Source organism: Bradyrhizobium sp. MI1.11 (assembly GCF_055811255.1).
In genome coordinates this window covers 156,724-182,059 of sequence record NZ_JBVVPM010000003.1, presented here as the reverse complement: position 1 = coordinate 182,059, position 25,336 = coordinate 156,724, and the positions used below count along the sequence as shown (strand labels likewise).

Annotated in this window: 19 protein-coding genes; 14 read left to right on the top strand and 5 right to left on the bottom strand. The window is 63.3% G+C overall.

Annotated features, from left to right (window positions below; genetic code table 11):
- Window positions 1-34: 34 nt before the first annotated feature.
- Genes AC0L30_RS04390 through mdlC form a run of 3 tightly spaced genes read left to right on the top strand, consistent with a single transcriptional unit; the run spans window position 35 to window position 4,480 of the window.
- Complete coding sequence (locus AC0L30_RS04390) at window positions 35-1,354, top strand: MFS transporter (protein ID WP_473403852.1); 1,320 nt, start codon at window positions 35-37, stop codon at window positions 1,352-1,354.
- Window positions 1,355-1,388: 34 nt separating this feature from the next.
- A complete protein-coding gene (locus tag AC0L30_RS04385) occupies window positions 1,389-2,837 on the top strand; it encodes an aldehyde dehydrogenase (protein WP_473403851.1) in 1,449 nt (482 codons plus the stop codon).
- 35 nt (window positions 2,838-2,872) lie between these two features.
- Window positions 2,873-4,480 carry a benzoylformate decarboxylase gene (mdlC, locus tag AC0L30_RS04380; RefSeq protein WP_473403850.1) on the top strand — a complete coding sequence of 536 codons (1,608 nt, stop codon included), beginning with the start codon at window positions 2,873-2,875 and terminating at the stop codon, window positions 4,478-4,480.
- On the opposite strand, the gene AC0L30_RS04375 is transcribed toward mdlC, so the two are convergent.
- Both AC0L30_RS04375 and AC0L30_RS04370 read right to left on the bottom strand, forming a co-directional pair.
- Window positions 4,477-6,012, bottom strand: coding sequence for a glucosamine inositolphosphorylceramide transferase family protein (locus tag AC0L30_RS04375; protein ID WP_473403849.1), 1,536 nt, complete (start codon window positions 6,010-6,012; stop codon window positions 4,477-4,479). The two genes, mdlC and AC0L30_RS04375, sit on opposite strands and share 4 nt — an antisense overlap.
- A gap of 46 nt (window positions 6,013-6,058) precedes the next feature.
- Window positions 6,059-7,234: a glycosyltransferase family 4 protein gene (locus AC0L30_RS04370; RefSeq protein ID WP_007593057.1), complete on the bottom strand. Its 1,176-nt coding sequence runs from the start codon at window positions 7,232-7,234 to the stop codon at window positions 6,059-6,061.
- 282 nt (window positions 7,235-7,516) lie between these two features.
- On the opposite strand from AC0L30_RS04370, the gene AC0L30_RS04365 reads away from it, so the two are divergent.
- Complete coding sequence (locus AC0L30_RS04365; RefSeq protein ID WP_473253349.1) at window positions 7,517-9,610, top strand: GumC family protein; 2,094 nt, start codon at window positions 7,517-7,519, stop codon at window positions 9,608-9,610.
- Window positions 9,611-9,664: 54 nt separating this feature from the next.
- On the opposite strand, the gene AC0L30_RS04360 is transcribed toward AC0L30_RS04365, so the two are convergent.
- Window positions 9,665-11,011 (bottom strand): lipopolysaccharide biosynthesis protein, encoded by a 1,347-nt coding sequence (locus tag AC0L30_RS04360; RefSeq protein ID WP_473403848.1) that lies wholly within the window; start codon window positions 11,009-11,011, stop codon window positions 9,665-9,667.
- A gap of 431 nt (window positions 11,012-11,442) precedes the next feature.
- On the opposite strand from AC0L30_RS04360, the gene AC0L30_RS04355 reads away from it, so the two are divergent.
- The gene (locus AC0L30_RS04355) at window positions 11,443-12,666 is read left to right on the top strand and encodes an FAD-dependent oxidoreductase (RefSeq protein WP_473403847.1); all 1,224 of its coding nucleotides are present in this window, start codon (window positions 11,443-11,445) and stop codon (window positions 12,664-12,666) included.
- A 29-nt stretch (window positions 12,667-12,695) separates the two neighbouring features.
- Here the strand turns inward: AC0L30_RS04355 and AC0L30_RS04350 are convergent, their stop codons facing one another.
- The gene (locus tag AC0L30_RS04350; RefSeq protein ID WP_007593053.1) at window positions 12,696-13,832 is read right to left on the bottom strand and encodes a GNAT family N-acetyltransferase; all 1,137 of its coding nucleotides are present in this window, start codon (window positions 13,830-13,832) and stop codon (window positions 12,696-12,698) included.
- Between the two features lie 226 nt (window positions 13,833-14,058).
- Between AC0L30_RS04350 and AC0L30_RS04345 the strand changes: the two genes are divergently transcribed.
- The 3 genes from AC0L30_RS04345 to AC0L30_RS04335 all read left to right on the top strand — a co-directional run bounded on the left by AC0L30_RS04345 (window position 14,059) and on the right by AC0L30_RS04335 (window position 18,495).
- Window positions 14,059-15,369 carry an O-antigen ligase family protein gene (locus AC0L30_RS04345; protein ID WP_473403846.1) on the top strand — a complete coding sequence of 437 codons (1,311 nt, stop codon included), beginning with the start codon at window positions 14,059-14,061 and terminating at the stop codon, window positions 15,367-15,369.
- A complete protein-coding gene (locus tag AC0L30_RS04340; protein ID WP_473403845.1) occupies window positions 15,366-16,391 on the top strand; it encodes a glycoside hydrolase family 5 protein in 1,026 nt (341 codons plus the stop codon). The genes AC0L30_RS04345 and AC0L30_RS04340 overlap by 4 nt, the downstream gene beginning before the upstream one ends.
- A 955-nt stretch (window positions 16,392-17,346) precedes the next feature.
- On the top strand, window positions 17,347-18,495 hold the full coding sequence (locus tag AC0L30_RS04335; protein WP_007593050.1) for an ABC transporter substrate-binding protein: 1,149 nt from the start codon (window positions 17,347-17,349) through the stop codon (window positions 18,493-18,495).
- 34 nt (window positions 18,496-18,529) lie between these two features.
- On the opposite strand, the gene AC0L30_RS04330 is transcribed toward AC0L30_RS04335, so the two are convergent.
- Window positions 18,530-19,288, bottom strand: a complete 759-nt coding sequence (locus tag AC0L30_RS04330; protein ID WP_473403844.1) for an SDR family NAD(P)-dependent oxidoreductase — start codon at window positions 19,286-19,288, stop codon at window positions 18,530-18,532.
- Window positions 19,289-19,452: 164 nt separating this feature from the next.
- On the opposite strand from AC0L30_RS04330, the gene AC0L30_RS04325 reads away from it, so the two are divergent.
- The 6 genes from AC0L30_RS04325 to AC0L30_RS04300 are packed head-to-tail and all read left to right on the top strand — an operon-like array spanning window position 19,453 to window position 25,318.
- The gene (locus AC0L30_RS04325; RefSeq protein ID WP_473403843.1) at window positions 19,453-20,712 is read left to right on the top strand and encodes an extracellular solute-binding protein; all 1,260 of its coding nucleotides are present in this window, start codon (window positions 19,453-19,455) and stop codon (window positions 20,710-20,712) included.
- Between the two features lie 2 nt (window positions 20,713-20,714).
- Window positions 20,715-21,656 carry a carbohydrate ABC transporter permease gene (locus tag AC0L30_RS04320; protein ID WP_473253413.1) on the top strand — a complete coding sequence of 314 codons (942 nt, stop codon included), beginning with the start codon at window positions 20,715-20,717 and terminating at the stop codon, window positions 21,654-21,656.
- A complete protein-coding gene (locus AC0L30_RS04315; protein ID WP_219684416.1) occupies window positions 21,649-22,497 on the top strand; it encodes a carbohydrate ABC transporter permease in 849 nt (282 codons plus the stop codon). The genes AC0L30_RS04320 and AC0L30_RS04315 overlap by 8 nt, the downstream gene beginning before the upstream one ends.
- A 22-nt stretch (window positions 22,498-22,519) precedes the next feature.
- On the top strand, window positions 22,520-23,617 hold the full coding sequence (locus AC0L30_RS04310; protein ID WP_473403842.1) for a Gfo/Idh/MocA family protein: 1,098 nt from the start codon (window positions 22,520-22,522) through the stop codon (window positions 23,615-23,617).
- A 10-nt stretch (window positions 23,618-23,627) separates the two neighbouring features.
- On the top strand, window positions 23,628-24,272 hold the full coding sequence (locus AC0L30_RS04305; RefSeq protein WP_473403841.1) for a ThuA domain-containing protein: 645 nt from the start codon (window positions 23,628-23,630) through the stop codon (window positions 24,270-24,272).
- Window positions 24,269-25,318 carry a LacI family DNA-binding transcriptional regulator gene (locus tag AC0L30_RS04300; RefSeq protein WP_007593037.1) on the top strand — a complete coding sequence of 350 codons (1,050 nt, stop codon included), beginning with the start codon at window positions 24,269-24,271 and terminating at the stop codon, window positions 25,316-25,318. The genes AC0L30_RS04305 and AC0L30_RS04300 overlap by 4 nt, the downstream gene beginning before the upstream one ends.
- Window positions 25,319-25,336 lie beyond the last annotated feature (18 nt).

Genomic DNA, 25,336 nt, shown 5'->3' with positions numbered 1-25,336 from the left:
AACAAAACGACAAATGACATCGGAGGAGGAAGCCGTGACGATAAGAGCATTGGAGGACTACGACGTTGCGACCGTCGCCACTGCCGAGCAGACGGCGAGCAGCCGCCGGCGTATCCTGATCGCCGGCACCATCGGCACCGCGATCGAATGGTACGACTTCTTCATCTACGGCCTGATCGCGCCGCTGGTATTCGATCAGCTGTTCTTTCCGAAGTTCGACCAGCTCACGGCGACCATTGCGGTGTTCGCGACGTTTGCTGTCGGATTTTTGGCGCGTCCGCTCGGCGGACTGGTGTTCGGTCATTTCGGCGACCGCCTCGGCCGAAAGTCCGTCTTGCTGTGTACGCTGCTCATGATGGGACTTGCGACCATGTCGATCGGATTGTTGCCGACCTACGCCAGTGCAGGCGTGGCCGCGACCGTCGCGCTTGTGGCGTTGCGCTTCGTCCAGGGGTTTGCACTCGGCGGCGAGTCGACCGCGGCGATCCTTATGGCGATCGAGACGGCGCCCGGGCACCGGCGCGGCTTCTCGGCTGCGGTGATCCAGGCCGCAGGACCCGTCGGCGTCGTGCTCGCCTCGTTCGCGGCGCTCACGATCTCGCGGCTGCCGGAAGCGGATCTGCTGTCGTGGGGCTGGCGCGTCCCGTTCCTGATCAGCGCGGTGCTGGTCGCGCTCGGCGTCTACATGCGCCTGCGCATCGAGGAGAGCGCGACGTTCCGAAAGGCGAAGGTGACCGAGGCGGCGCCTGTGGTCGAGGCACTGCGGGAGCATTGGCGGCCGATCCTTATCGTGTTCTTCGCCGAAATGGCGCAGACATCCTATTTCTATTTGACGGCCATCTTCACCATCTCCTTCGCGACCCGTCAGCTCGGCGTCCAGAAGGACGTCATCACGCAGGCCGTGCTGTTCGCCAATCTCGTCGGGCTTGTTGCGATGCCGCTCATTGGCGCATGGTCCGACCGTATCGGACGGAAGCGTCTGTTCCTGACCGGAATCGTGCTCGCAGCCATCTCGATGTTTGCATTCTACGGTGTAGTCGCGAGCCGTGACACGATGTTGGTGACGGGCGCGGTGATCCTCGCCGCGGGGGTGATCCATCCGCTGATGTTCGGCAGCGAAGGGAGCTATTTCCCGGAACTGTTTCCGACCCGCATTCGCTTCACGGGCGTGTCGATCGGAAAGCAGCTCGGGACGGTGCTGGGCGGCGGCATCGCGCCGCTGGTCGCCACCAGCCTGTTTGCGCAGACGGGCTCCACCTACGCGATCACGGGATACTACGTCGCGCTCGCGCTCGCAGCGATGATCGCGCTCGGCTTCGCGCGTGAAACCGGCAAGTCGCGGCTGCTCGGCTAGGGCAAGCGCCATCACCAACATCAGGGAGGTTTCCATGGACGTCAGTCTTCTCATCAACGGGCAGGATCAGGCCGCTTCCGGCGGCAAGGTGATCGAGCGCCGCAATCCGCTGTCGCAGGAGGTGGCAAGCCGCGCGGCCGCCGCGACGGCGTTCGATGCCGACGCCGCGGTGGCGGCAGCTTCCGCCGCATTGCCAGGATGGTCGGCACTTGGCCCGAATGCGAGGCGCGCTCTGTTGCTGAAGGCCGCAGATGCGCTTGAGGCGAAGCGCGATGCCTTCATCCGGATCATGATGGCCGAGATCGGCACGACGGAGATCTGGTCCGCTTTCAACGTGAAGCTCGCGACCGGCATGCTGCGCGAAGCGGCGTCGCTCACCACGCAGATCGCCGGCGAGGTGATCCCGTCGGACAAGCCGGGATGTCTCGCGATGTCCGTTCGCCAGCCGGCCGGCGTGTGCCTCGGTATCGCGCCGTGGAATGCGCCGATCATTCTCGGCGTTCGCGCCGTGGCGACGGCGCTTGCCTGCGGCAATACGGTCGTGCTCAAGGCGTCCGAGATTTGCCCGGGAACGCACCGGCTGATCGGCGAGGTCTTCAAGGATGCAGGCTTTCCGCCCGGTGTCGTAAATGTTCTGACCAACGCACCGGCCGATGCGCCTGCTCTGGTCGAGCGCCTGATCGCCAATCCGGCCGTGCGGCGGATCAACTTCACCGGCTCAACCCGGGTCGGCCGCGTCATCGCCGAACTCGCCGGGCGGCACCTCAAGCCGGTGCTGCTCGAGCTTGGCGGCAAGGCGCCTCTGGTCGTGCTCGACGATGCCGACCTCGATGCCGCCGTCGCCGCCGTGGCCTTCGGCGCCTTCATCAACCAGGGCCAGGTCTGCATGTCTACTGAGCGCGTAATCGTGGACGAGGCCGTCGCCGATCAGTTCGTCGCGAAGCTTGCCAAGAAGACAGGCGCGCTTCCGGCCGGCGACCCGCGCCGCGGTCCGGTGGTGGTCGGCTCGATGATCGACGAGGCGCCGGCCAAGGATGTCGTTGCCCTGATCGACGACGCGATCGCGAAAGGCGCCGTCAAGCTCGCGGGGGGCGACCGGGTTGGCACGGTCGTCCCAGCCACCGTGCTCGACCGCGTGGTGCCGGGCATGCGCATCTACACCGAGGAGAGCTTTGGTCCCGTCGTCTCGGTGGTACGCGCGCGTGGCGTGGACGATGCCGTTCGGCTCGCCAACGATACCGAGTACGGCCTCTCGGCCGCCGTGTTCGGCCGCGACGTCGCGCGTGCGTTGACGGTGGCGCAGCGGATCGAAAGCGGTATCTGCCACGTCAACGGCCCGACCGTGCATGACGAGGCGCAGATGCCGTTCGGCGGCGTCAAGGGATCGGGCTACGGCCGCTTCGGCGGCCAGGCCGGGATCGCCGAGTTCACCGATCTGCGCTGGATCACCATCGAGACCCAGCCGCAGCACTATCCTTTCTGATCGCGCAGCAAGCGAAGCCACCCGGACGTCCATTCATGAATTCGAAAATTCTCACGGTTCGGGAAGCGACCCTCGGTGTGCTTCGCTCCTTTGGCGTCGATCGCGTTTTCGGCAATCCGGGCTCGACCGAGCTTGCGTTCCTCGGCGACTGGCCCGACGACATCGACTACGTGCTCGGTCTGCAGGAAGCCTGCGTCGTCGGCATGGCGGATGGCTATGCGCAGGCGACCGGACGTCCGGCTTTCGTCAATTTGCACTCGGCGGCCGGACTCGGTCATGCCCTCGGCAATCTCTTCACCGCGTTCCGCAACAAGACGCCGATGGTCGTGACAGCCGGGCAGCAGGCGCGCAGCCTGTTGCGGATGCGACCCTATCTCTTCGCCGAGGACGCCGCACAGTTTCCAAAGCCCTATGTGAAATGGAGCGCCGAACCGGCGCGGGCCGAAGATGTTCCAGCGGCGATCGCGCAGGCCTTCCTCACCGCCATGCAGCATCCGCGCGGTCCGACATTCGTGTCGGTCCCGTCGGATGATTGGGCGCGGCCCGCAATCGCACCGCCGGTCCGCCACATCGCGACGGAGTTTGCGCCCGATCCGGCGGCGATCGTTCGGCTCGGCGCGGCGATCCGGGCCGCCAAAAAACCTATCTTCGTTGTCGGACCCGAGATCGATCGCAGCGGCTGCGTCGACGCGATGGTCGCTGTGGCCGAGCAGGCGAGCGCGGCCGTTTGGGCAAGCCCGATGTCGAGCCGTTCGAGCTTTCCGGAATTGCATCGGCTGTTTGCCGGCTTCCTTCCGGCAGCACCAGGAGGGCTCGCCCGCGCCCTGCGCGGCGCCGATTTGATCGTCGTGGTCGGCGCGCCGGTGTTTACTTTCCATGTCGAAGGACAATGCGAATTGCTCGACGACGGAACGCTGGTCTGGCAGATCACGGATGATCCGACGGAAGCCGCAACCGCTTCTGTCGGCGACACCATCATCAGCACGCTCCCGAAGGCGCTGGCTGGGCTGCTGTCGGCGATGCCTGACATCGCGGAGCGCGAAGTGCCGGCCGCGCGGATGCGGCCTGCCGCTCCTGCCGCGCAAAATCCGATTCCGCCGGGCTATGCGCTCGCCCGGCTCTCGGCGTTGATGCCGGGCGATGCGATCGTGGTCGAGGAAGCGCCGTCGCATCGTCCCGCCATTCAACAATTCCTGCCGCGGCCGGGTGCGGACAGCTTCTATACGATGGCGAGCGGCGGACTTGGTTACAGCCTGCCGGCCTCCGTCGGCGTGGCGCTGGCGCGGCCCGGTCGCCGCATCGTCGCCCTGATCGGTGACGGATCGGCGATGTATTGCATCCAGGCGATCTGGACCGCGGTGCAACGCCGCTTGCCGATCACCTTCGTGATCATGAACAATTCAGGCTATGGCGCGATGCGCGCCTTCAGCCAGCTGATGCAGGCGCATCGCCCGCCCGGGATCGACCTGCCCGGGCTCGACTTCGTGGCGCTCGCAAGGGGAATGGGTTGTCCGGGGCGGCGCGTGACCGATGCCGGTGACGTCAATCCCATCTTGACCGAAGCGTTGGCATCGATTGGTCCCGCGCTGGTCGATATCGCCGTCGACGACGCCACGACGGACTTGTTCAGCCACCCGCGCTAGCTGGCGGTAGAGGGACTGGTTCGCGGCGACAAAACGGCCGATGGAAATTTGCCTCCGAAGGCGCGGGTCTTGGGTTGGACACGCGATCCGTCGATCACCTCGAGCCGGCCGTAGCGGTTCAAGGTGTGCAACTTCCTGCCGGGCCATGCCGATCCGGGCCGCAGAGAGTGGCGGACAATCTGCTTGAACGTCGTCGGCGACAGTTCGACGATTTCCGCCAGGGCGAGCGCTGCGCCGTATCCGCCGGCACAATCCTGGACCGGCCGCCACAATTTGCCATTGATGGTGACGAAATTCCCCGCAGGCCGCGTGCTCGCGCGGTCGATGAGGACGGGGTTGCTGGCATGCGGCAACCACGGGCCCATGAGGTGCTCGGCGTAATAGATCGCCAGCGAATCCGAATATCCGCCGGTGCCGTCGCGCCAGGCTCCGAACAGATAGTTCAGGCCGTTGTGCCGCGTGATCGTCACATCGGCGAGTTCAAGTCCCGAAAGCAGCGTCTCGTGCCGCTCCCATTTGTCTGGAAACCGAACGCATTTGTAAATGGCGACGTCCCCATTGGTCGAGCTCTCCGGGATCATCCACAACGCGCCATCGTCCTCGATCAGGAAGGGATAGGAGAGGTGCCAGGGCTCGTCCAGTACGGGCACGACCGCTCGGACCGGGCCCGTATCGTCGAACTCGATCGCGGAAATGATTCCTTTCCCAACCCGGTGATCGAGATCTTCAAAGAAGACGAATGTTCTTCCCTGCCATGTGATGGGGAAAGGATCGGCGTAGAAGTGATTTCCGGGGTCGGAAAGGACATTCCAGCGGGGCCCTGACAGATCTCCGGTCTGCCAGACGCCGGCACCATCATTGAAGCGCCACCCGACATGCCAATGCGGGGCATAGCAGCAGAGGCGATAGATCTCCTTGGCGATCGATGTCGCTAGGCCGCGCGCGACGTACGCCGCCGGCAGGCGGCCGTTACCAATTAGGCCGGGGCGTGCCAGCTGCGGCACGATGCGCGGCCGTCCCGACAGGATGGCCGCCACCATGGTCAGGGTTCGCGCGATGACCGTTTCTAGGCCGCCGCTCAGACCGGCCGCGATTTCGGCGGAGGGGTGGCCGCGATCGAGGACGGCGCCGTCGACCTCGTCAACGATTTCGATCACCGGCAGATCGCCGGCGAGAATGGCGGCAAGGGCTGCGTTTTCGCCTGCGGCTCCATTGAACAGCGGACGGAGATACTGCCGGGCGGAGCAGTTCGGATCCCGCGCGGCACCGGTGAAATCGACAATGACGTCCGCTGTGCCGGTGCGAGCCTGCATCCGTTCGGGACTGATCTTCAGCCTGTCGGCGCCGCTGTGTTTGCCCTTGTGCAACACCAGACGTTCGAGCTCGAACAGCATGTCGAGACCCGTCGGCCGCGGCTCCGCCGTTGCCGTCCATGCAATCTGGACCGGTACATCCCGGCAGTCGATCGACAGCGTCTCGCGGCCCATCCACCGCCGCGCATGCTCAATTTCACAGCGAAACTCGATGATCATGTCGAGCCGATCCGTTTGCCAGTCGATCCGTTTAAATGCGCCCCGATCAAATGACCTGGCCGAGAATTCGAACGTATTCCTCCACCATGGCGTCCACTGAATAGCGCAGCTTCAGGCCTTTGGCGTTTTGTCGCAGTTCGTCGCTCAGTTTTTGGTCCGTCAGGAGCCTGGAGACGGCGGCCGACAGCTTGGTATGATCGGAGGCATCGACGAACAGCGCTGTCGGTTTTCCTTCGACGGACAACACCTCGCGCAAGACCGGGAGATCGGTGACGACCGAGGGAACGCCGGCGTTTGCGGCCTCCACAGCGGCCAAGCCGAAGGTCTCCGCCTGCGTCGGAAATACGAATACGTCGAGAGCGGCGAGAAACTCCGCCATCTGGCGCGGGGTGATTTCGCCGAGCAGATGCAGCCTGTCCGATACTCTCAGCTCATCCGCCAACTGCCGCAGCCGGGCCTCGTCGGCTCCCTGGCCGGCCAGCGCGAGGTGCCAGGATGGTTGATCCGGCAACAGACGTATCGCCGCGTCGAGCCGCTTGTGCGGGTGCAATCTTGCTGCGCAGCCGAGCAGGGTGCGATCCGGCGGCAGATTGAACTTCTGTCGCGCAGCTTGCTTCGTCAGGGTGAGCGCCTTGTCGTCGAAGCCGTGCGGGACATGCACCATGCGCGCGCGATAAGCCTTGGGGTAGCGCGAATACTCGCGTTGCATGTCCAGCGAGTTGAGCGTGATGCGGTCGAAGAAGCCGAGGCTGCCCATGGCGATGTCGGCCATACGGACCGGCCAGCTCATCGACAGCGCGGATGAAACCTGATTGGCGATGACAGGCGCGCGGCAGATGAGGCGCGCCACGCCGGCGCCGATGACATTGCCGAAGTGCTGAAACGTCAGAACGGCGTCGGGCCTGGTGGCCCTGATATGGCCGCCGAGCGTCCACAGCATTTGCAGCAGCGCCAGCGGATTTCCCGGCCGGCTCGACGCGCAATAGATCGTGTCGGGGGGCTCATCGAACGAATCCGACTTGCGGAAGAAGAACAGATTGGTGACCCGATAGCCGCGGGCGGTCAGCCTGGCGCCAAGCAGGCGCGAGATCTCCTGCGCGCCCGCGTTCTCGGCCTGGGTCTGTACGAGAAGCACGTGCGGCTTTCGTCCGCCACCGTTGGGCGGCGGGAGTGCTGTCGCAGTCGTCTCGCCCAACGCCTTGTTTGGCTGGTAATGGAGCACGGATCCCGACCCACTAGAGAAACGAATTTTTCACATTCTTAACCCCGTGCTTACCATGGAGGCCTCGCGCGGACACCGACTAGCAATAAACGGAGTTAATGCGCGGCCTGTCGCAAGGGCATCGTTCGCGAGGGAATTCCGCTGGTTCCCGACGAAATGAAGCGCGCGCGTTAACCAATTGGTCACGGCCGCGCCAGGCGCGGGTAACCGCGGATTAACCATAGATATTTACGTTGGAGCAGGCACTGAACAGTGTTCGCCAGTTGAATCCGAGTAAAATCCATGACGTTCGGTCGCCGCGCAGACCCGACAAGTTCCGGATCGACCGCTGCCGCCGCGTCGTGGCAGACGCGACATGCGTCAAACGGCGAGTCGCGCGAATCCGCCGCGCGCTTGGGCGGTGCGCTCACGGCCGCGGGTGCGCTCTCTTTCATGCGGAACAACGCTCGCCGCATCCTGACGCTTGCTCTGGCGATTTTTTCCCTTGGCGTCATCGTTCTCTTGGTGATCCCGGTGCGATTTGCGGCGACCGCGCTGGTGGTGGTCGATCCACGCGAGCAACGCGTGACCTCGGAGCAGGACGTTCTGCCGGGCATCGGGCAGGATAGCGCTGCGCTGCAAAGCCTGGTCGAAGTGGCGAAGTCCGACGGCTTTCTCAAGCCGCTGATCGAGCAGCTCAAGATTCGGGACGACGAGGACATTTCCGGGGGACATACCGACCCCGCGCGCCTGCTCGAGAGATTCCGCAACCGCCTCGACATTTCCCGGCGCGGGCTGACCTATGTCATCGCCATCCGCTTCACGTCGAACCGGCCGGAGCGGGCCGCTTACTACGCCAATGCCATCGCCGAGGCGTTCGTCGCCAGCCAGGGCCGCAGCCGCACCGATGCGACCGACGAGGCCGCCGACTGGCTCAGTGGCCGGCTCAAATCATTGAGCGAACGGTTGAAGGCGTCAGAGGACGCCGTGGCCACGTTCAAGCTCGAGCACAGGATCGTCAACGCGGGCAAGGATTCCACCACCCAGCAATTGCGGGTCACCGAACTGTCGCAGCAGGTTGCCGCTGCGCGCGCCAGGACCGAAGAGGCGAAGGCCCGCTACGAGCAGGCACAGCGCGACGTGAAGGCGAATGTCGACAGTCCCGTCAAGCAGGATCTGCTGAGCGCCCTGCGCGCGCAGCGGTCGGCGCTCAATGACCAGATTGCGCAGAAGCGGGCGGTGTTCGGCGACCGCCATCCCGACCTCGTCATGTCGTACAGCCAGTTGACCGATCTCAATAGGCAGATCGAGGTTGAGCGGACGAAGGGCATCGACACCGCAAAATCGGAATACGAGGCCCAGCGCGAACAGCAGAAGGCGCTGGAAGGCCAGATGAAGGCGGCGGAATCGCAGCTTCTGGTCGATGGTCAGGCACTGGTCCGGCTCCAGGAGCTGCAGCGCGACGCCGAGGCCAACAGAAACATCTACGAGCAGTTCCTCTCGCGCTCCAAGACGACGAACGAGCAGCGCCTCTTGCAGAGCTCCCAGACCAAGATTGCGTCGTCCGCCATTCCGCCGCTGCGCTCGACCCTTCCACCGCTGTCCTTGCTGCTCGCCGCTCTCGCGATCGGTTCGCTGCTGACATCGACGGCGGTCGTTGCCGCCACGGGACGCGGATCGGACAAATCCGCTCCCGATATCCGCGACCCCGAACCGGCTCCGCGCCAGCCCGCGACGTGGTCGCGTCCGCCCATTTGGGCCCGCATTCCCGACTTGGCGCCAGGCGAAGCCCCCAGAAACATCTGGCAAGCTCCGGTGTCCGCGACGACCGAACTCGATCTCGGTCTCCACCTGCGTCCGCTGCTGGAGCGGCTGGAGAAAGTGCCGGGACCTCGTGGCAAGGTCGTCCTCGTGATGTCGGTCGGGAAGCGCGCCGGCGGCAACACCGTCGCGCGGTCGCTGAATCGATGGGCCGTGAACACGGGCAGGCTGAGCGTGTTGATCCGGGTCGAGCCGGACCTCGGCGGTGCCGGAGCTGGCCTCGCCAAGGGCCAGGCCGACGGCATGACCACCGCAGATTTCCGCAGCGTCGATGAGCTCCTGAACGCCAGCAAGAAGCCCCAGCCACAGCCCGCGGACGATATTCGTTCGGAGTTCGATCTGATTGTCGTCCACGCCACCTCCCTGGCCTTGCAGCCGGAGGCGGCGGCGCTGGCTGCTCACGCCGATCTTGTCATGCTGGTCGCGCGCGAAGACGCAGTCGACTCGGCCGCAATGCGCCGGGCGATCGCTGCGCTCTCCCGGTTTGCCGGCGTGCCGACGGGCATCGTCGTCAATCGTGTGCCGGCCGGCCCGTCGGCGCCGCGTCGCGGCGAAGTGCTGGGCCTGGCTGGTTGACGCCACCCGGCAACGGATTGCCGAGCCGAGCAATTGTCTCGGCTGAACCGACGCCTATTCGCCGGAGTCCGCGCCACGGACCGCGTAGGCGCTAGGCTTCGATGCCGAGAAGCGCAAAAGCCCCAAAATCGAAGGATCGACCCCGGTTCGCCGGCGACAGAGCATGTTGAGAGCGATGGTCGCCAGCGCCAGCGACACAGTGGCCGAGATCGCTGCGCCAAGAACGCCGAGCCAGGGAATGAGGACGAGAAATCCGACCAGCCGCAGCGCTACGTTCCCGGCGATCACGGGGACATACTCGCGCTCATAGCCGGTCAGCTGCAAGATTGCCGCAGAAGGACCGCCCGCCGCCTGGAACGCTGTTCCGATCGCGAGCACGATCAGGACCCAGTGCTGCGCAGCAAAATGCGGCCCGAACAGGTTGAGCAGATGGGGACCTCCAACCCAGATCAGGAGAAGTCCGCTAACCACGCACACCGCGGTTACTTCCGCCATGAGCCGCAACGTTCGCTCGAATTCCTGATGGTTCTTGCTGAAGTACAGTGAGGGAAGCCGACGTGCGCCAAAACTGTACAGTGCGGCCGACAGCATGGCGAAGATGTTGGCCAGCCGCGAAGCGGCAAAGTAAATTCCGGCGGTTGTGGGGTCCAGCATCCAGTAGACCAGGATGACGTCGAAATACTGGTTCGCGGCTTCGAGGATGGATGCGACCCAGAAATGAAGCGCGCTCGATCTCCAGCGCGACGTCTCGGACCCCACCGCCGTGCCGCGGAAATCCGGCAGGGTTCGCGCAATCGCGATGATCTGTGCAATCAGTCCGACCGACATGGCAATCGTCATCACGGCGATCAATTCGGCGGGATCGAGCTGGCGATGGCCGAACATGATTGCGAGCAGGAACAGCACGACGCTGACGCGCCAGAAGAACTCCCTGTTTCCTTCTCCCATGAGAATGCTGACCAGGGAGCGTGCGATCTGGCTGCCAAGCATCAGTCCCGCATTCACGGCCGTGTAGGCCGACACCGCGAGAACCAGCAGCCAAGAGGCGCCTTTGATGTTCGCGCCGATCGCCATTGTGCCGATCGCGATCAGCATCGCGACGGAGGAAATTTTGAGGCTCGATAGCAGCACGCCTTTGGTGAGATCGGGCTGATTTCCCACCCGATACTCGTTCAGAAATCGCACCAGCAGCGATTCCTGGCCCACCAGTCCGACGACCGCTGCCATCTGGGCGACCGAAAGCCAGGTCGCAAAGATACCAAACCCATCGGGCGACATCGTTCGTGCCGCAAGCGAGAACAACGCGAACGCAAGCGCGCCGCTACCAACCTTGAGAAGGATGGTTCCGGCAACACCGCGCGTCACGTCGCGCCGCATGAATTGGACGATGGATTCGATCATGGAGATTTAAGGGGCAACTTCCCCTGAAGAGACATTTCAGATTACCTGCAAAAGCCTAGCATGCCGAAAAACCGCGAGTGTTAATGGACGGCCTCCATGATCCTGCCGACCGCGGCGATGTCGCGGCATGCCTGTTGCTTCACTATGGAACATCGCTGACCCCATTGTCCCAGATAGAGCAAAGTGCGGCCTGATCGCGTGGCGGCATAGCGCCGCATCGACGGCCAATGAGGCGAGATGAGCCGCTGGAATGCGGACCGGCTCGCCGGGAATGCCTACCCCGAGCAAGGCGCATGCCGGATCTCGTCGGGCCGGGCCGGTCTCCGCTGCATTAACCGAGATATCGAGAAATGATCGCGTTTGGTCCTGCGATGCGACATCAGGCGAGAGAATTGCACGGGCAATCATCGTTGACCGTGGGAGCCTGGACCATGACGGCGGATAGCAACGCGCCCGAGCCGATTGCCGCAGCCGGCCCTTCGACGATCGTCGCCGACATTGTGATCGTTGGCGGCGGCCTCGCGGGCTCGCTCGCGGCGGCCGTGCTCGCGCGGTCAGGGCATCGTGTCGCGCTCGTCGACAAGCGCGCGGTCTATCCGGACGAGTTCCGGGTCGAGAAAATTGGCGGCCATCAGCTGGAGATGTTGCGCAAGCTGGGCTTCCTCGACGCGCTCGACAGCGTCGCCTGCCGATATGATCAGGTGCTCAATATCAGGGAAGGCAAGGTGGTCGATATCAGCGTCGGCCGGGCTTACGGACTTCCGTATGCCGATCTCGTCGCCATGGCGCGCAGTCAACTGCCTGATCCGTCCAGCCTGATCGTCGACGAGGTCACTGCCGTCAACTGTAGCGACGATATCCAGCATATCGAGCTCGCGTCCGGGAGACGCATGACAGCGCGCCTCGTCGTGTTGGCCACGGGCATGGCGGGCGTTCTCGGTTACAAGCTCGGTATCAAGCGGCGGGTGCTGGCCGAGCGTCATTCGGTCACGTTCGGATTCACGATCGCGCGCCGAGACGATGCGCCGTTCGATTTCGAGGCGCTGACCTGTTACGGCGAGCGCACGGCGGACGGCATCGATTATCTCAGCCTGTTTCCCGTGCGTGCCGGCATGCGGGCAAATCTCTTCATGTTCCGCGACGCGGCCGATCCGATCATGCGCGAGCTGCGCCGCGAACCGGAAGCGACGGTGTTGCGCCTGCTGCCGGGTTTGCGGCCTTACCTCGGCGATTTCCACGTGATCGACCGGGTGCAGAATTGGGTGATGGACCTGTCCGTCGTGGAAGGACATCTCCAGCCCGGCGTCGTGCTCATCGGCGATGCGTTCCAGACCAATTGCCCTGCCGCCGGCACCGGCGTTGCCCGCCTGCTGGTCGATGTCGACCGCCTCTGCACCGAATATGCGCCGCGTTGGCTCGTGACCGAAGGCATGAGCCAGGACAAGATTTCGGAATTCTATTCCGATGTCGACAAGGTCGCGGCGGACCAGCAGTCGCTGAAGATGGCGCACTTCCGGCAGGCGCTGACGTCCCGCAACGATATCGGCTGGGACGTGCGACGGCGCCTGCACTTCCTGCGACGCAGGATCACCCACCGGGTCGATCAAATGCGGCCGGGCTGGCTCGCGCATGTTCGAGGCGCGCTACGCGCCTGAGAGCCGCACTCATCGGGGCCTCGCGCCGGTCAGCGCGTGGGCGTTGAGGTCCGGGTCGGCAGGAGCCGGAACTCCGACATTCGCTTGGCGGCCAGTTTGAGCCATGGCGCCTGCTTCAGTGCGAACAAGGAAATGGCGCCCACGGTGCTGCCGGCCTGCGTGACCACCCACATCGGCGCGGGCTGTGCGCCGAACTGCTTCTTGTAGGGCTCGTCACCGATGGTGAAATCGAGCATCTGATCCCCGCGCTCAATGCAGTCCTTCGCGACTTGCTCGAACATCAGCGCGCCCAGGGACTGGCTCTTGTATCCGGCAATGTCGAAGGCGCTCATGATAACAAGGAAGCTGCCTCGATGGCAGAGCCCGAGCACGGCGGCAATCACCTCGCCATCCATCTTCATGGCATAGAGCCGGACAAAGGAGCCGAGGCCGCGCTGCGCCATCTCGGAATAGAAGCCGTAATATTCGGAGCGCTGGAGCAGATCTCCGTCGCCTTGCGCCTGAAAGCGCGGACCGCGGAATTTTCGCATCACGTCCAGCGCCTCGATCACGGAGGCGCTGTCGCCGCAGCATGAAAAACTCAGATCGCCCTTCTTCTGGAGCTGCCGGGATTTTTTTGCGAGCTCCTTCTGGTAGGAACGATCCATCGCGCTGGCGCGCCATTGCTCGAACGGCGCGACGAGAACGGTCGCGTAGGCGTTGGAGTCCATCGCGGCGCGGCGGGGCGTAGCCAGGAGGTTCTCGATCGGAAGCCGTCCATCCGGGAGCTTGGTCATTCGGAGCAGATCGAACGGGCGGACCAGGTACCTGATTTCTGCGCACGCGCTCTCGTCCTTGAGCAGCTCGGAAAAGACCTGCGGACTGCACACCGGAGCCAGATAGTCGGAGACGCGAAGGTCGGCGAATTCGACGGTCCGTATCGGGCCGCGCCGGATCCGCAGCAAGGGCAGCACCATCGCAAGGGCGCCCGTCGCGCGGTGGCGGACCACGACAACCAGAGGCGTTGCGCCTGCATGAGACGCGAGCCTGGTATAGAGGGTGTCGAGCCAGAGCGGATGCTGGAACGCGGTGGCGGCCGAGTTGTCGAACAGCTCCGCGTAATCAGGCGACAGGAAGTCGAATCCCTGCTCGATGGCGATGTCGAATGTGTTGCTAGGTCTGTTCATGATAACCAGGGAAGCCGGATAGCTCGGGACCGTCGATCGAACCGGATCTGCGCTTTATAGCAGGGTCATTACAGGCGAGACACCGGCGGCGTGTGATTTGCGCTAATGCTTCAAGCAGGGCTCGTATCGTTACCAAACCGTTAATTTCTCGCAACGGCGCCGCCTCGCGGGGTGAAGATCGACCTGCGCTAGCGAATTATTAACCGCGCTTAACGAAGGTCGTCTCATGGCCAGCCTGCAGACCGAGGTGGATTCCGGGGCACCCGGGCGCGCGATCTGGACGACGCGCAGCGTTGGCGTCGAGAGGATAGCCAGGATCGCGATCAGCTGTTCGATCACCATCAACGTGGTCGCATCGATGGGCATCTTCAACGCTGCGCTAGTGCCGGCGGAGCTGAGCTTTCTGCAACAGGCCATAGCCCTTCTGATGTGGGCTATCCTGATCTACGCAAGTGCATTCGTGCAGCCGCGCCTGCGGTTGCAGGTCAATCCCGATCTGGTGGCGCTGGTCGCATTCTATGCCTTCGCTATTCTCTCGGTGTTCTGGTCCAGCCTGAGCGTCGCGGCGATCATGAAGAGCGCGGCGCTTGCGATGACGACGTTCGGCGCATTTTGCCTCGTCACGCGCGTCGACGTGGACGACATCGTGAGAGCCACGGCCCTTGGGCTCTTCATATTGGTCGCCGCGTCGGCTGTCTGTGCGTTGGCCGTGCCCGACATCGGGATCGACCACAGCTGGATGCACAACGGTCAATGGCAGGGCGTCTACGAATCCAAGCAGACGCTCGGCTTCGTCGGCGCGTATCTGATGTTCTTGGCCTGCTATCAAAAGATGACGGGGCAGGGGTGGCTGGCCTTCCTCGCCGTGTTCCTGTTGGCGTCGACATGTGTGCTCGCGTCGGAATCGCGCGGCGCCGGCGCTGTCGCCCTGGCCGCCTGCGCCATGCTCGTGACCTCGATGTGGTCGGTCGGCTGCATGAGGCTCTATGCGCTCCTGCCGTCGGTCATGTGCGTTCTGGCCGGACTTCTGATCCTGTATTTCTACGTGACGGGATACGACGCGATCCATATCGGCGATACCAGTATCGATTTCACCGAACGAACCTTCATCTGGCATTACGCGATAAGCCATTTCAACGATGCGCCGCTGCTCGGCTTCGGCATCAACGGCTTCTGGACCATCCCGTCGATCTACGATTATTTCGAACAGAATCACGGCTGGGTGCTCGACAATTATCACAGCGGCTACATCGCGATCCTGATGGAAACCGGCTTCCTGGGGTACATGCTCTTTGCTGCGAGCGTCCTCCTGTTTTCGCACAAGATCCTTCATCTGATTTCCGCTCGCACGATCGACCGATCGCATTGTGCCCTCATCATCGGATTTGTCGTCCTCAGCTTTCAGACCAATTTTACGGAGACGACGTTCCTTCGCTCGACGATGTTCACATCGGTGCTCCTGGTGGGATTTTTCTTCGCGACGTGCAGGCCGGTGCGACCGACGGAATTCCAGGCTCTAGGAATGGAAGCGGTATGACCGCCACGCGCGCTCGCTGGTCGAGAAGCTTCAATCTCGCGGTAGCGGCGTTCTTCCTTGCATCGCTGTTCTCCCACGCCCACGGGGCCGAGCAGACCGCCGCCCGTGACATGCCAAAACTGGGTCGCGGTATCAACATTCTCGGCTACGACGGTATCTGGGAAGGCGGCCAAAACGCGCCATTTCGCCTGGACAATCTGACCGCCATCAAGAAAGCCGGGTTCGCGCATGTCAGGATCAATTTCTTCGGCTTCAAGTTCATGGGGCCGGGGAATGTCATGGACGAAATCGTCCTGAGGCGGCTCGACGCCGTCATCGAGGAGGTTCTCGCGAGGAAGCTCGTTCCCATCGTCGACGAGCACGATACTCATCTTTGCCAGCGCGACGTTTCCGAATGCGCCGAGAAGCTCAAGGCGTTCTGGCGGCAGATCGCCGAGCGCTATGCCGGAAAATATCCGGCACTCGTCTTCGAGGTGTTGAACGAGCCTGGTGGGGAAATGACGTCCGCCGGCTGGAATTCGCTCCTCAATGAATGTCTCGGCATTATCCGCCGCACCAATCCCGAACGGCTGGTCATCGCCGCCGTTCTCAACACCGACGAGATCCCTGTCGACGCGCTGGTTCTGCCGCCAGAGGACAGGCATCTCATCGTCACGTTTCATTATTACGCGCCGATACGGTTCACCCATCAGGGCGCGCCGTGGTCTCCGACTTTTTCGCGGATCGGGCCCCTGGACTGGGGCAGCCCGGAGGATGAAGCGAAGGCTGCCGCGGACTTCAGGAAGATGAGCCTCTGGGCGGAGAAAGAACAGCGCCCGGTTTATGTCGGCGAGTTCGGAGTGTACGAGCGTGCGCCATCCGACAGCCGGCAGCGATATTTGTCATTCGTGGCGAGAAGCGCCGACAGGCTCGGCTGGTCATGGGCCTACTGGCAGTTCGATCACGACTTTGCCGCCTTCGACAGCGTGCGTCAGGCCTGGAAGCCAGGTATTCTGCGTGCGCTGATGCCGCCGACGCGTTGAAGTCGGGTCCCAAGCCCGCTCATGTAACGGAAGGAGTGTCGGGCCTTGACCCGTCGGGCAAAACACCCGCCACCGCGTCAACCCCTCTTTGCAAAAATATTCCACTTTACCGAAATTCGGTTTTGACGTATGTATCGGCCATCCCGGCTCATCCTTGAGGGGCGATCTTGTGGTCGTCATGTTCGCGAGCCGGGGCTTGCGGTGGACGCAGTAGCGTTCGGGTGCGAGTGGCCAAGGGCAGGGCGGATTGCTCTCCGTGAGCCCAAGGCTTCGTTCCGACGAGCGGCGCTGCTAGGCTTCGTCTCGTCTGTAAGTTTCCGGCTCTGTCGACAGGGCTGGAAAAGCTGCGGCGAAATGGCGGGCCGTGCGTACGGCAAAACCGTGTGGTCCTGGCCGTCGTTGCTACGGTCAAGCCCTGGCGAATGCGGCATCTGCGTCAACCGGCGCGGTGCCGGTGAATTTCGCGAAGGCGAGGGAGGCCAAAGAGAACTCGGCTCCCGGGAGAGCACGGCATAAGCCGTCCAACCATCGCGCAGGGAAGGCCGAGTGATTGGCACCACCTGTATGCTGCTGTGCGGTTTTCCTGCGTGTGCTTTTCGCGCAGCGGACCGCGGGTGCCAGCCGGCACCCGGCCTTCCCTGCGCCCTCTTGGATTTGAGGGTGGAGTGACCAGGCAAACCTCGGGCGAATTTCGCCGCGAGAACGCGGCGGTGCGTCCGCCAACCCCAATATTCCGGTTCGGGCACCGATGACTTGTCCCTAACGCTAGGGACAGACACGTTGCTGCGATCCGCTTAGCATGGCCCGCCCGGTTGCTCGGGACCGCAGGAGGAAACGCGTATGTCGGACGACATGCCTCTTGAGCGGCGACGGTGTCGTGGGGAGCACTGCAAGCTCGAGCCGGGGCGCCGACGCAGCCGGCGGAATCGTCAAAGCGGACAGGGAGGAACAGGACATGAAGATCGGTTTCGCGCGAGCCTCGCTTCTTGTGGCATGCGTCCTTTATGGAAATGCGGCTCACGCGGACATCAAAATTGGAATTGTGATTTCGGCAAGTGGCCCGGGATCCGCACTGGGACAACCGCAGCTCAAGACGGTTGCAGCTCTTCCGAAAGAGATCGGTGGAGAGAAAGTGACCTATATCGTCCTGGACGACGAGTCGGATTCGACAAAAGGGGTCCAGAACGCACGCCGGCTGGTGATCCAGGACAAGGTCGATGTGCTGGTCGGCTCCTCTCTGACGCCGGTGACCATGCCGATGCTGGATGTCGCGCTCGAATCGAAGACGCCGCTGCTGTCGCTCGCTGCCGCTACCGCCATCGTTCAACCGATGGATGAGAAGCGCGCCTGGGCTTTCAAGGTCGTTCCCAATGACGACCTCATGGCGGCCGCCATCCTCAAGCATATCGCGAATTCAGGCGTGAAGACGCTCGGCTATATCGGTGTTTCGGATGGCTACGGCGAGGGCTACTACAAGGAGGTGAGCCGCCTCGCGCCCGCGCTGGGGCTGACCGTAACCACACACGAAGTCTATGCGCGAGCCGACACCAGCGTCACCGGTCAGGCGCTGAAGGTGATGTCGACCAATCCGGATGCCGTCTTCATCGCGTCCGCGGGAACTCCGGCGGTCTTGCCGCAGCAGGCGCTCCGCGAGCGCGGATACGCCGGGAAGATATTTCAGACTCACGGCGTGGCCAGTGAGGAATTCATCAAGCTTGGTGGCGCGAACGTCGAAGGTGCCGTATTCGCGGGCGAGGCCTTTACCATTGCCGCCGACCTCCCCACGGGAGATCCGTTTCGTCGCTCGACGGAGGAGTTCGTGACCGCGTATGAAGCGGCAAACGGGCAAAAGCCCAACATGTTCGCTGCTCACCTCTGGGATGTCGTCGCGCTGATCGGAAAAGCTTCGCCGGATGCGCTGAAGATGGCAAAGCCTGGCACAATCGAATTTCGCGCGGCCCTGCGGGACGCACTCGAGCGAGGGCAGAACATCTATCTCAACAATGGGCTGTCGAACATGAGCAAGGCCGATCACAACGGCTATGATGAGCGCTCGGCCTTCCTGATCAAGGTCGAAGGCGGGAAGTTCCGCCTGGCAAAGTAGCGGCGCGCCAATGCACGATCTCGCCTGCTCCGCCTCAGACCCAGCCTCCATCGACGATGTAGTGCTGGGCTGTACAGGCGGAAGCCTCGTCGGAAGCGAGGAAGATGGTGAACTTCGCGATCTCGTCCGGCATGAGCTTGCGCTTCAGGCATTGTCGTTGCATCAGCTCGACCTCGCCCTCGGGCGTCATCCATTTGTCGAGCTGGCGCTCGGTCATGATCCATCCCGGCGCTATCGCGTTCACGCGGATGTTGTAGGCGCCGTAATCGCGCGCCAGAGAGCGTGTGAGACCGATCACGCCTGATTTGCTGGCGGTGTAGGCGGCCATGCCGCCTTGTCCGGCGATCCACGACACCGAGCCGAAATTGATGATGGCGCCAGAGTTCGCCGTCTTCATGTCCGGCAACACGGCCTGCGCAGCAAAGAACTGGTGCTTCAAGTTGACCGCGATGCGGTTGTCCCAATACTCCGGTGTCATTTCCTCGGTGCTGTGCCGCTCGTCATGCGCGGCGTTGTTGACGAGGATGCTGATCGCGCCGTGCACGTTGCGCGCCTCCGCGACACCGGCACGTAACGCGGCGATATCGGTCAAGTCGATACGCATGAAATGCGCGCTAAGACCTTGGCCCGATAGCTCGCGTGCCAAGGATTGGCCCTCGTCAGCTTTGATGTCGAAGAACACGACATTGGATTTCTGCTGTGCGAAGCGCCGCACGATTGCAGCGCCAATGCCAGATGCGCCACCGGTGACGAGAACGACCTTGCCGGCGAGGTCGGAATAGACGGCAGCCATGGATATCCCTCGATTTGCGTTGGGGCCGCACGACGCGCGGCCCGATTCTCCCGCGCACCTTAGCGATCTCCTTCGTGAGGTGCATAGATCAGAATTTCAGTTGCGTACCTCAAAAATCGAAGGCAGGATTGCACCAAAGAATAAGAGCCGTTGGGAGGAATGTGATGAGACTGCTCGGGAAACTGGGACTGGCCGTTGTCGCATGCCTGTTCGGAGCGAACCTCGCTGCGGCCGACACGACGGTCAAGTGGCTGCACATCGAGGCCAACCCGGCCCAGGTCAAAATCTGGGAGGAGGTTGCGCGCGCCTATGAGGGGTCGCATCCGGGCGTCAAGGTCGAGATGCAGTTCCTCGAGAACGAGGCCTACAAGGCCAAGCTGCCGACCATCCTGCAATCCAGGGACCGGCCCAATATCATCTATAGCTGGGCCGGCGGTGTCCTGAAGACGCAGATCGAGGCCGGCGTGCTCGACGACATCACCGATTCTGTGAAGGGCTACAGCGACAGCCTCACACCGGCGGCGCTCGCGGCCTTCACCAGCAACGGCCGCGTTTATGGCCTGCCCACGGCGCTCTCGCAGGTCGGCTTCCTCTGCAATAAGGAGCTGATGGCCAAGGCGAAGGTCGATCCTGCCGGGATCAAGAGCTGGGACGATCTGCTTGCTGCCGTGAAGGCGTTGAAATCCGCCGGCGTGACCCCGATCGTGGTCGGCGGCGCCGATAAATGGCCACTGCACTTCTACTGGACCCATCTTGCTGTGCGCATCGGCGGCAAGGCGGCGTTCGATACGGCGCTGCGCGGCGAGAACGGCGGCTTTGCCGGGGAAACCTTCCAGAAATCCGGCGAGCTGTTCAAGCAGCTCGTCGATCTCCAGCCGTTCCAGAATGGCTTCCTGGGCTTCAAGAATCCGCAGGCGGTCGGCTATTTCGGCGACGGCAAGGCGGCGATGACGCTGGCGATCAGCACGGTCTATCATCTGCAGCGCGCTCTCGCCGCCGACAAGGTCGGGTTGACCGAGGACAAGATGTGCTGGTTCGACTTCCCGGTCGTGACCGGCGGCAAGGGTGCGCCCACCGATACGCTCGGCGGCATCACCGGTTGGCTGATTACGAAAGGCTCGCCGAAGGAAGCCGTCGATTTCCTGAAATACTTCGTCTCCAAAGAGGTGCAGACGCGGCTTGCCGCCGGCAACTTCATCATCCCGGTGGTGCAGGGCGCGGACGCAGGGCTGAACAACAGCTTCATGAAGCTGATCGCCGCCAATCTGGCGAATTCGAACTACCACCAGAACTTCTATGACCAGAGCCTGGGTCCGTCGGTCGGCCGCGTCGTCAACGACGTCACGGCCGAGATCGCCGGCGGCAGCATGAGCCCGCAAGAGGCTGCCAAGGCAATCGAGGCGGCGTGGAAGCAGGGCAACTGACGGTGGCGCGGCGGACCGCGAGCGTGTCGGCGATCGGTGCTGCTGGCGAGATGGTACCGCAAGTCAGGGTCCGTGGCCCGGTTTGGGACGGCAGGCTGACGGTGCTCATCCTGTTCCTGCCGCCGGCGCTGCTGTTGTTCACGTTGTTCGTTGTGCTGCCGATCGGCGAAGCAGCCTGGTATTCGGGCTTCAATTGGAACGGGTTCGGCAGGCCGACCCACTGGATCGGTCTGGACAATTACCGCTTCGTGCTGGAGACCCGCGCCTTCTGGCTCGCGCTGCGTAACAACGGCCTGATCATCGCTGTTTCGCTCGCCATCCAGCTGCCGCTTGCGCTGACGCTGGCCTTGATGCTCGCCGAGCGCTTTCGAGGGGCGGTGGCGCTGCGCATGCTGTTCTTCATGCCCTATATCCTGGCGGAGATCGCGACCGGGTTGATCTTCAGCTTCGTCTATGACGGCGACTACGGCCTTGTGGCTTCGATCTGGCGCAGCTTCGGCGCCGAGCCTCCGCATCTGCTGGCTTCGACCGATACGGCGATGCTGGCGGTGCTGATCGTGATCGTCTGGAAGTACTTTGGCTTCCACATGATGCTTTTCATCGCAGCGCTCCAGAGTCTCGACAAGAGCCTGGTCGAGGCGGCACGCATCGACGGCGCGACCCGATCGCAAGCCCTGCGACATGTGGTCATTCCCTTGCTCTATCCGACGATAAGGCTCTCCGTGTTCTTCGCCATCGTCGGCTCGCTGCAGCTGTTCGACCTCGTGATGCCGCTGACGCGCGGGGGGCCAGCGGACTCCTCGAACACGATGGTGAGCTTTCTCTACAACAACGGCATCTCGCGCATGCGGGTCGGCTACGGCAGCGCCATCGGCGTCATCCTGTTTGCGATCTGCGTGACCTTTGCCTTCACGTACAAGCGATGGTTCATGCGCGATGAGTAACGCCAGGATCATCCGCGCGCCGTTCGATCCCGCAATGCTGTTCAAGCTGGTGTTCCTCGCCGTCGTTGCCATCATCGTACTGGTGCCGCTGCTCGCGACCTTGTTCGGTGGCTTCAAATCACTCGGCGAATTGCGCGTCAATCCGTTCGGCCTGCCACGTCACTGGGAGTGGCAGAACTATGCTGATATCCTGTTCTCGGCGCGTTACTGGCAGCTCTTGCGCAACTCGCTGATCATCTCGACCCTCACGGTGGCCCTAACCCTGATCGTCGCCTCGATGGCGGCGTTCACCTTTGCCCATATCAGGTTCTTCGGCAGCTCGATGCTGCTGAGCTACCTGACGCTGGGCCTGCTGTTTCCGGCGGCGACAGCGGTGCTGCCGCTCTTCATCAAGGTGCGCGATCTCGGATTGCTCGATACATATTTTGGCGTTGCCCTGCCGCAAGCGGCCTTCGGTCTTGCGATGAGCGTGTTGCTGCTGCGGCGCTTCTTCAAGGACATCCCGTACGAACTGCTGGAAGCCGCGCTGGTCGACGGCTGCAGCTATATCAAATTCTTCCGCTATGTGACGTTGCCCTTATCGCGGCCGATCCTGGCGACCGTCGGTACCATCACCTTCGTCAACAGCTGGAACGCCTATCTGTTGCCGCTGGTGATGCTCAACACGGACGCGCTCTATCCCTGGCCGCTCGGCATCATGGTTTATCAGGGCGAGTATTCGTCCGAGTGGCATCTGATCCTGGCCTTCATCACACTGACCATCCTGCCGACGATCATTATCTTCCTTCTCGCGCAGAAACACATCGTCGCAGGCCTCACTGCCGGCGCGGTCAAGGGATGAACGGCACCTCACGGAGATCACAATGAGAAAAGTCGGCATCGGCATCATCGGCTGCGGCAATATCAGCACCGCTTATCTGAAGGCGGCCCAGCGCTTCCCGGTCATGGAAATCAAGGCGCTCGCCGATATGCGCAGCGACATCGCAGAGCGGCAAGGCGCCGCCTTCGGGCTGCCAGCGATGCGGGTTGATCAGTTGCTCAAGCGGGACGACGTTGAGATCGTCATCAATCTCACCGTGCCACTCGCCCACACCGACGTCAGCCTGGCGGTGCTGAACGCCGGCAAGCACGTTCACTCCGAGAAGCCGCTCGGCATCAACGTCACGGAAGCCCGCAAGGTGATGGAGCTCGCCGCGCAAAAGGGTCTTCGTGTCGGCTGCGCGCCTGATACGTTCCTCGGCGGGGGGCACCAGACGGCGCGCAAGTTGATCGACGATGGTGCGATCGGCAGGCCTGTGGCCGGTAGCGCGTTCTTTGGCTGCCCCGGCCATGAGCGCTGGCATCCGGCGCCGGGTTTCTACTATTTGCGCGGCGGCGGGCCTATGCTTGACATGGGCCCGTACTACATCACCGATCTCGTGCAACTGCTCGGCCCGGTGGCGAGCGTGATGGGCTCGACGGCGCGTCCGAAATCCGAGCGGTTGGTCACCAGTCAGCCGATGAACGGAACGCTGATCCCGGTCGAAGTTTCGACCCATGTCGCCGGCACGCTCGAATTCGAGAGCGGGGCGGTCGTCTCGATCGCGATGAGCTTTGATGTGCCCAAGCACCGACATGCGCCGATCGAGATCTATGGCGACAAGGGCAGCATGCTGGTACCGGACCCGAACCGCTTTGGCGGCGAGGTGCAGGTCGCGAAGACCGGCGGCGAGTGGGAGCCGGTGCCGCTGACCCACGGTCATGTCGACGGCGAGTTCCGTTCCATCGGTGTCGCCGACATGGCCTCCGCGATCCTGAACAACCGGCCGCATCGTGCCAGCGGTGCGCTCGCGTTCCACGTGCTGGAGGTGATGGAAGCGTTCCAGACCTCTGCCGACGAAGGGCGACGCGTCAAGATCGAGAGCTGCGTCGAACGGCCGGCGATGCTGCCGGCCGGGCGTGAAACCGGACAGATCGACTGAGGGAATGACCATGCGCAAGGCAATGATTGTATGGGGCGGTTGGCCGGGGCACGATCCCGATCTCTGTGCTTCGATGATCCGGGGCTGGCTGAAGGCTGAAGGCTTCGAGGTGCGGATCGAAACCACCACCGCCGCGTTCGCCGATCCCGCGATTCACGACCTGTCACTGATCATCCCGATCTACACCATGTCGAAGATCGAGAAGGCGGAAGCGCTCAATCTCTGCGCTGCGGTCCGTAGCGGCGTCGGGCTCGCCGGCCACCATGGCGGCATGGGCGACGCTTTCCGCGATTCTGTCGACTACCAATTCCTGTGCGGCGGGCAGTGGGTTGCGCATCCCGGCAACATCATCGACTACAAGGTCGACTTGACGAAGCCGGATGATCCCATCATGAAGGGCCTGAAGAGTTTCGAGCATCGTTCCGAGCAGTACTACATGCATGTCGACCCCGCCAACGAGGTGTTGGCGACGACGACCTTCACCGGCGAGCACGCACCCTGGATCGAGGGCGTGGTGATGCCCGTGGTCTGGAGGAAGCGATACGGCGCGGGCAGGGTGTTCTATTCCTCGCTCGGCCACCGCGCTTACGAGCTCGACGTACCGGAGATCCGTACGTTGATGATCCGCGGCATGCTGTGGGCGGCCCGCGAATGAATGCTGGTGCGACCCAGCCGGTGCTTCGTGCCACGCTCGAGGACGTCGCGCGCACGGCGGGTGTTTCGCTCGCCACCGTCGACCGCGTCGTCAACCGGCGCGAGGGCGTGCGCGCCAAGACCGTCGCGCGGGTCGAGGCCGCGGTGGCAAAACTCGGCTATCGAGCCGACGTCGCGGCCGCGCGGCTTGCCCGCGGGCAGACGTTCCGCTTTGCCTTTGTGCTGCCGACGGGTAGCAACAGCTTCATGACCAACCTGACCGAGCAGGTCCAGCGCACCGCGGACTGGCTCGCCGGCCAGCGCGGCTTCATTGATATCCTGCATGTCGACGTGTTCGATCCGGACGTACTCGCTGCCGCACTGGAAAATCTCTCGCCGGTGTATCAGGGCGTCGCCGTCATCGCGCTCGATCATCCCAGGGTGCGCGCCGCGATCGACGAACTCACCACGCGCGGGGTCGCTGTGGTGACCCTTGTGTCGGACGCGCCGAGCTCGCGCCGGCTGCACTATGTCGGCATCGACAACCCGGCGGCAGGCCGCACCGCTGCAACGCTGATGGGACGGTTCCTCACTGGTCGCGAGGGGACGGTGGCCGTGATCGCGGGATCGTTGTCGCTGCGCGATCACACCGAGCGGCAATTCGGCTTCCACCAGATCCTGTCCAGCGAGTATCCGAACCTGCTCGCGCTGCCGGTGATCGAGGGCCGCGACGACAGCGAGCGCACGCGGGAGCTCACTGCGGCACTGCTCGCGCGCCAGCCCGATCTGCGCGGCATATACTGCTGCGGCGCCGGCAACCGTGGCATCGCCGATGCGCTCGAGGCCTCGGGACGCGCGCGCGAGGTGGTCTGGATTGCCCATGAGCTGACTCAATACACACGGCGTTTCCTGGTCCGCGGCGCGCTCGATGCTATCATCAACCAGGATCCCGGCCACGAGGCACGGTCTGCGGCGCGAGTCCTGCTCGCGCATTGTTCGGGTGAGCCCATCAGCCCCGACCAGGAGCGCATCCGCATCGACATTTTTCTGCGGGACAATCTGCCGTAACCTTTGAGTCGCCTGCGG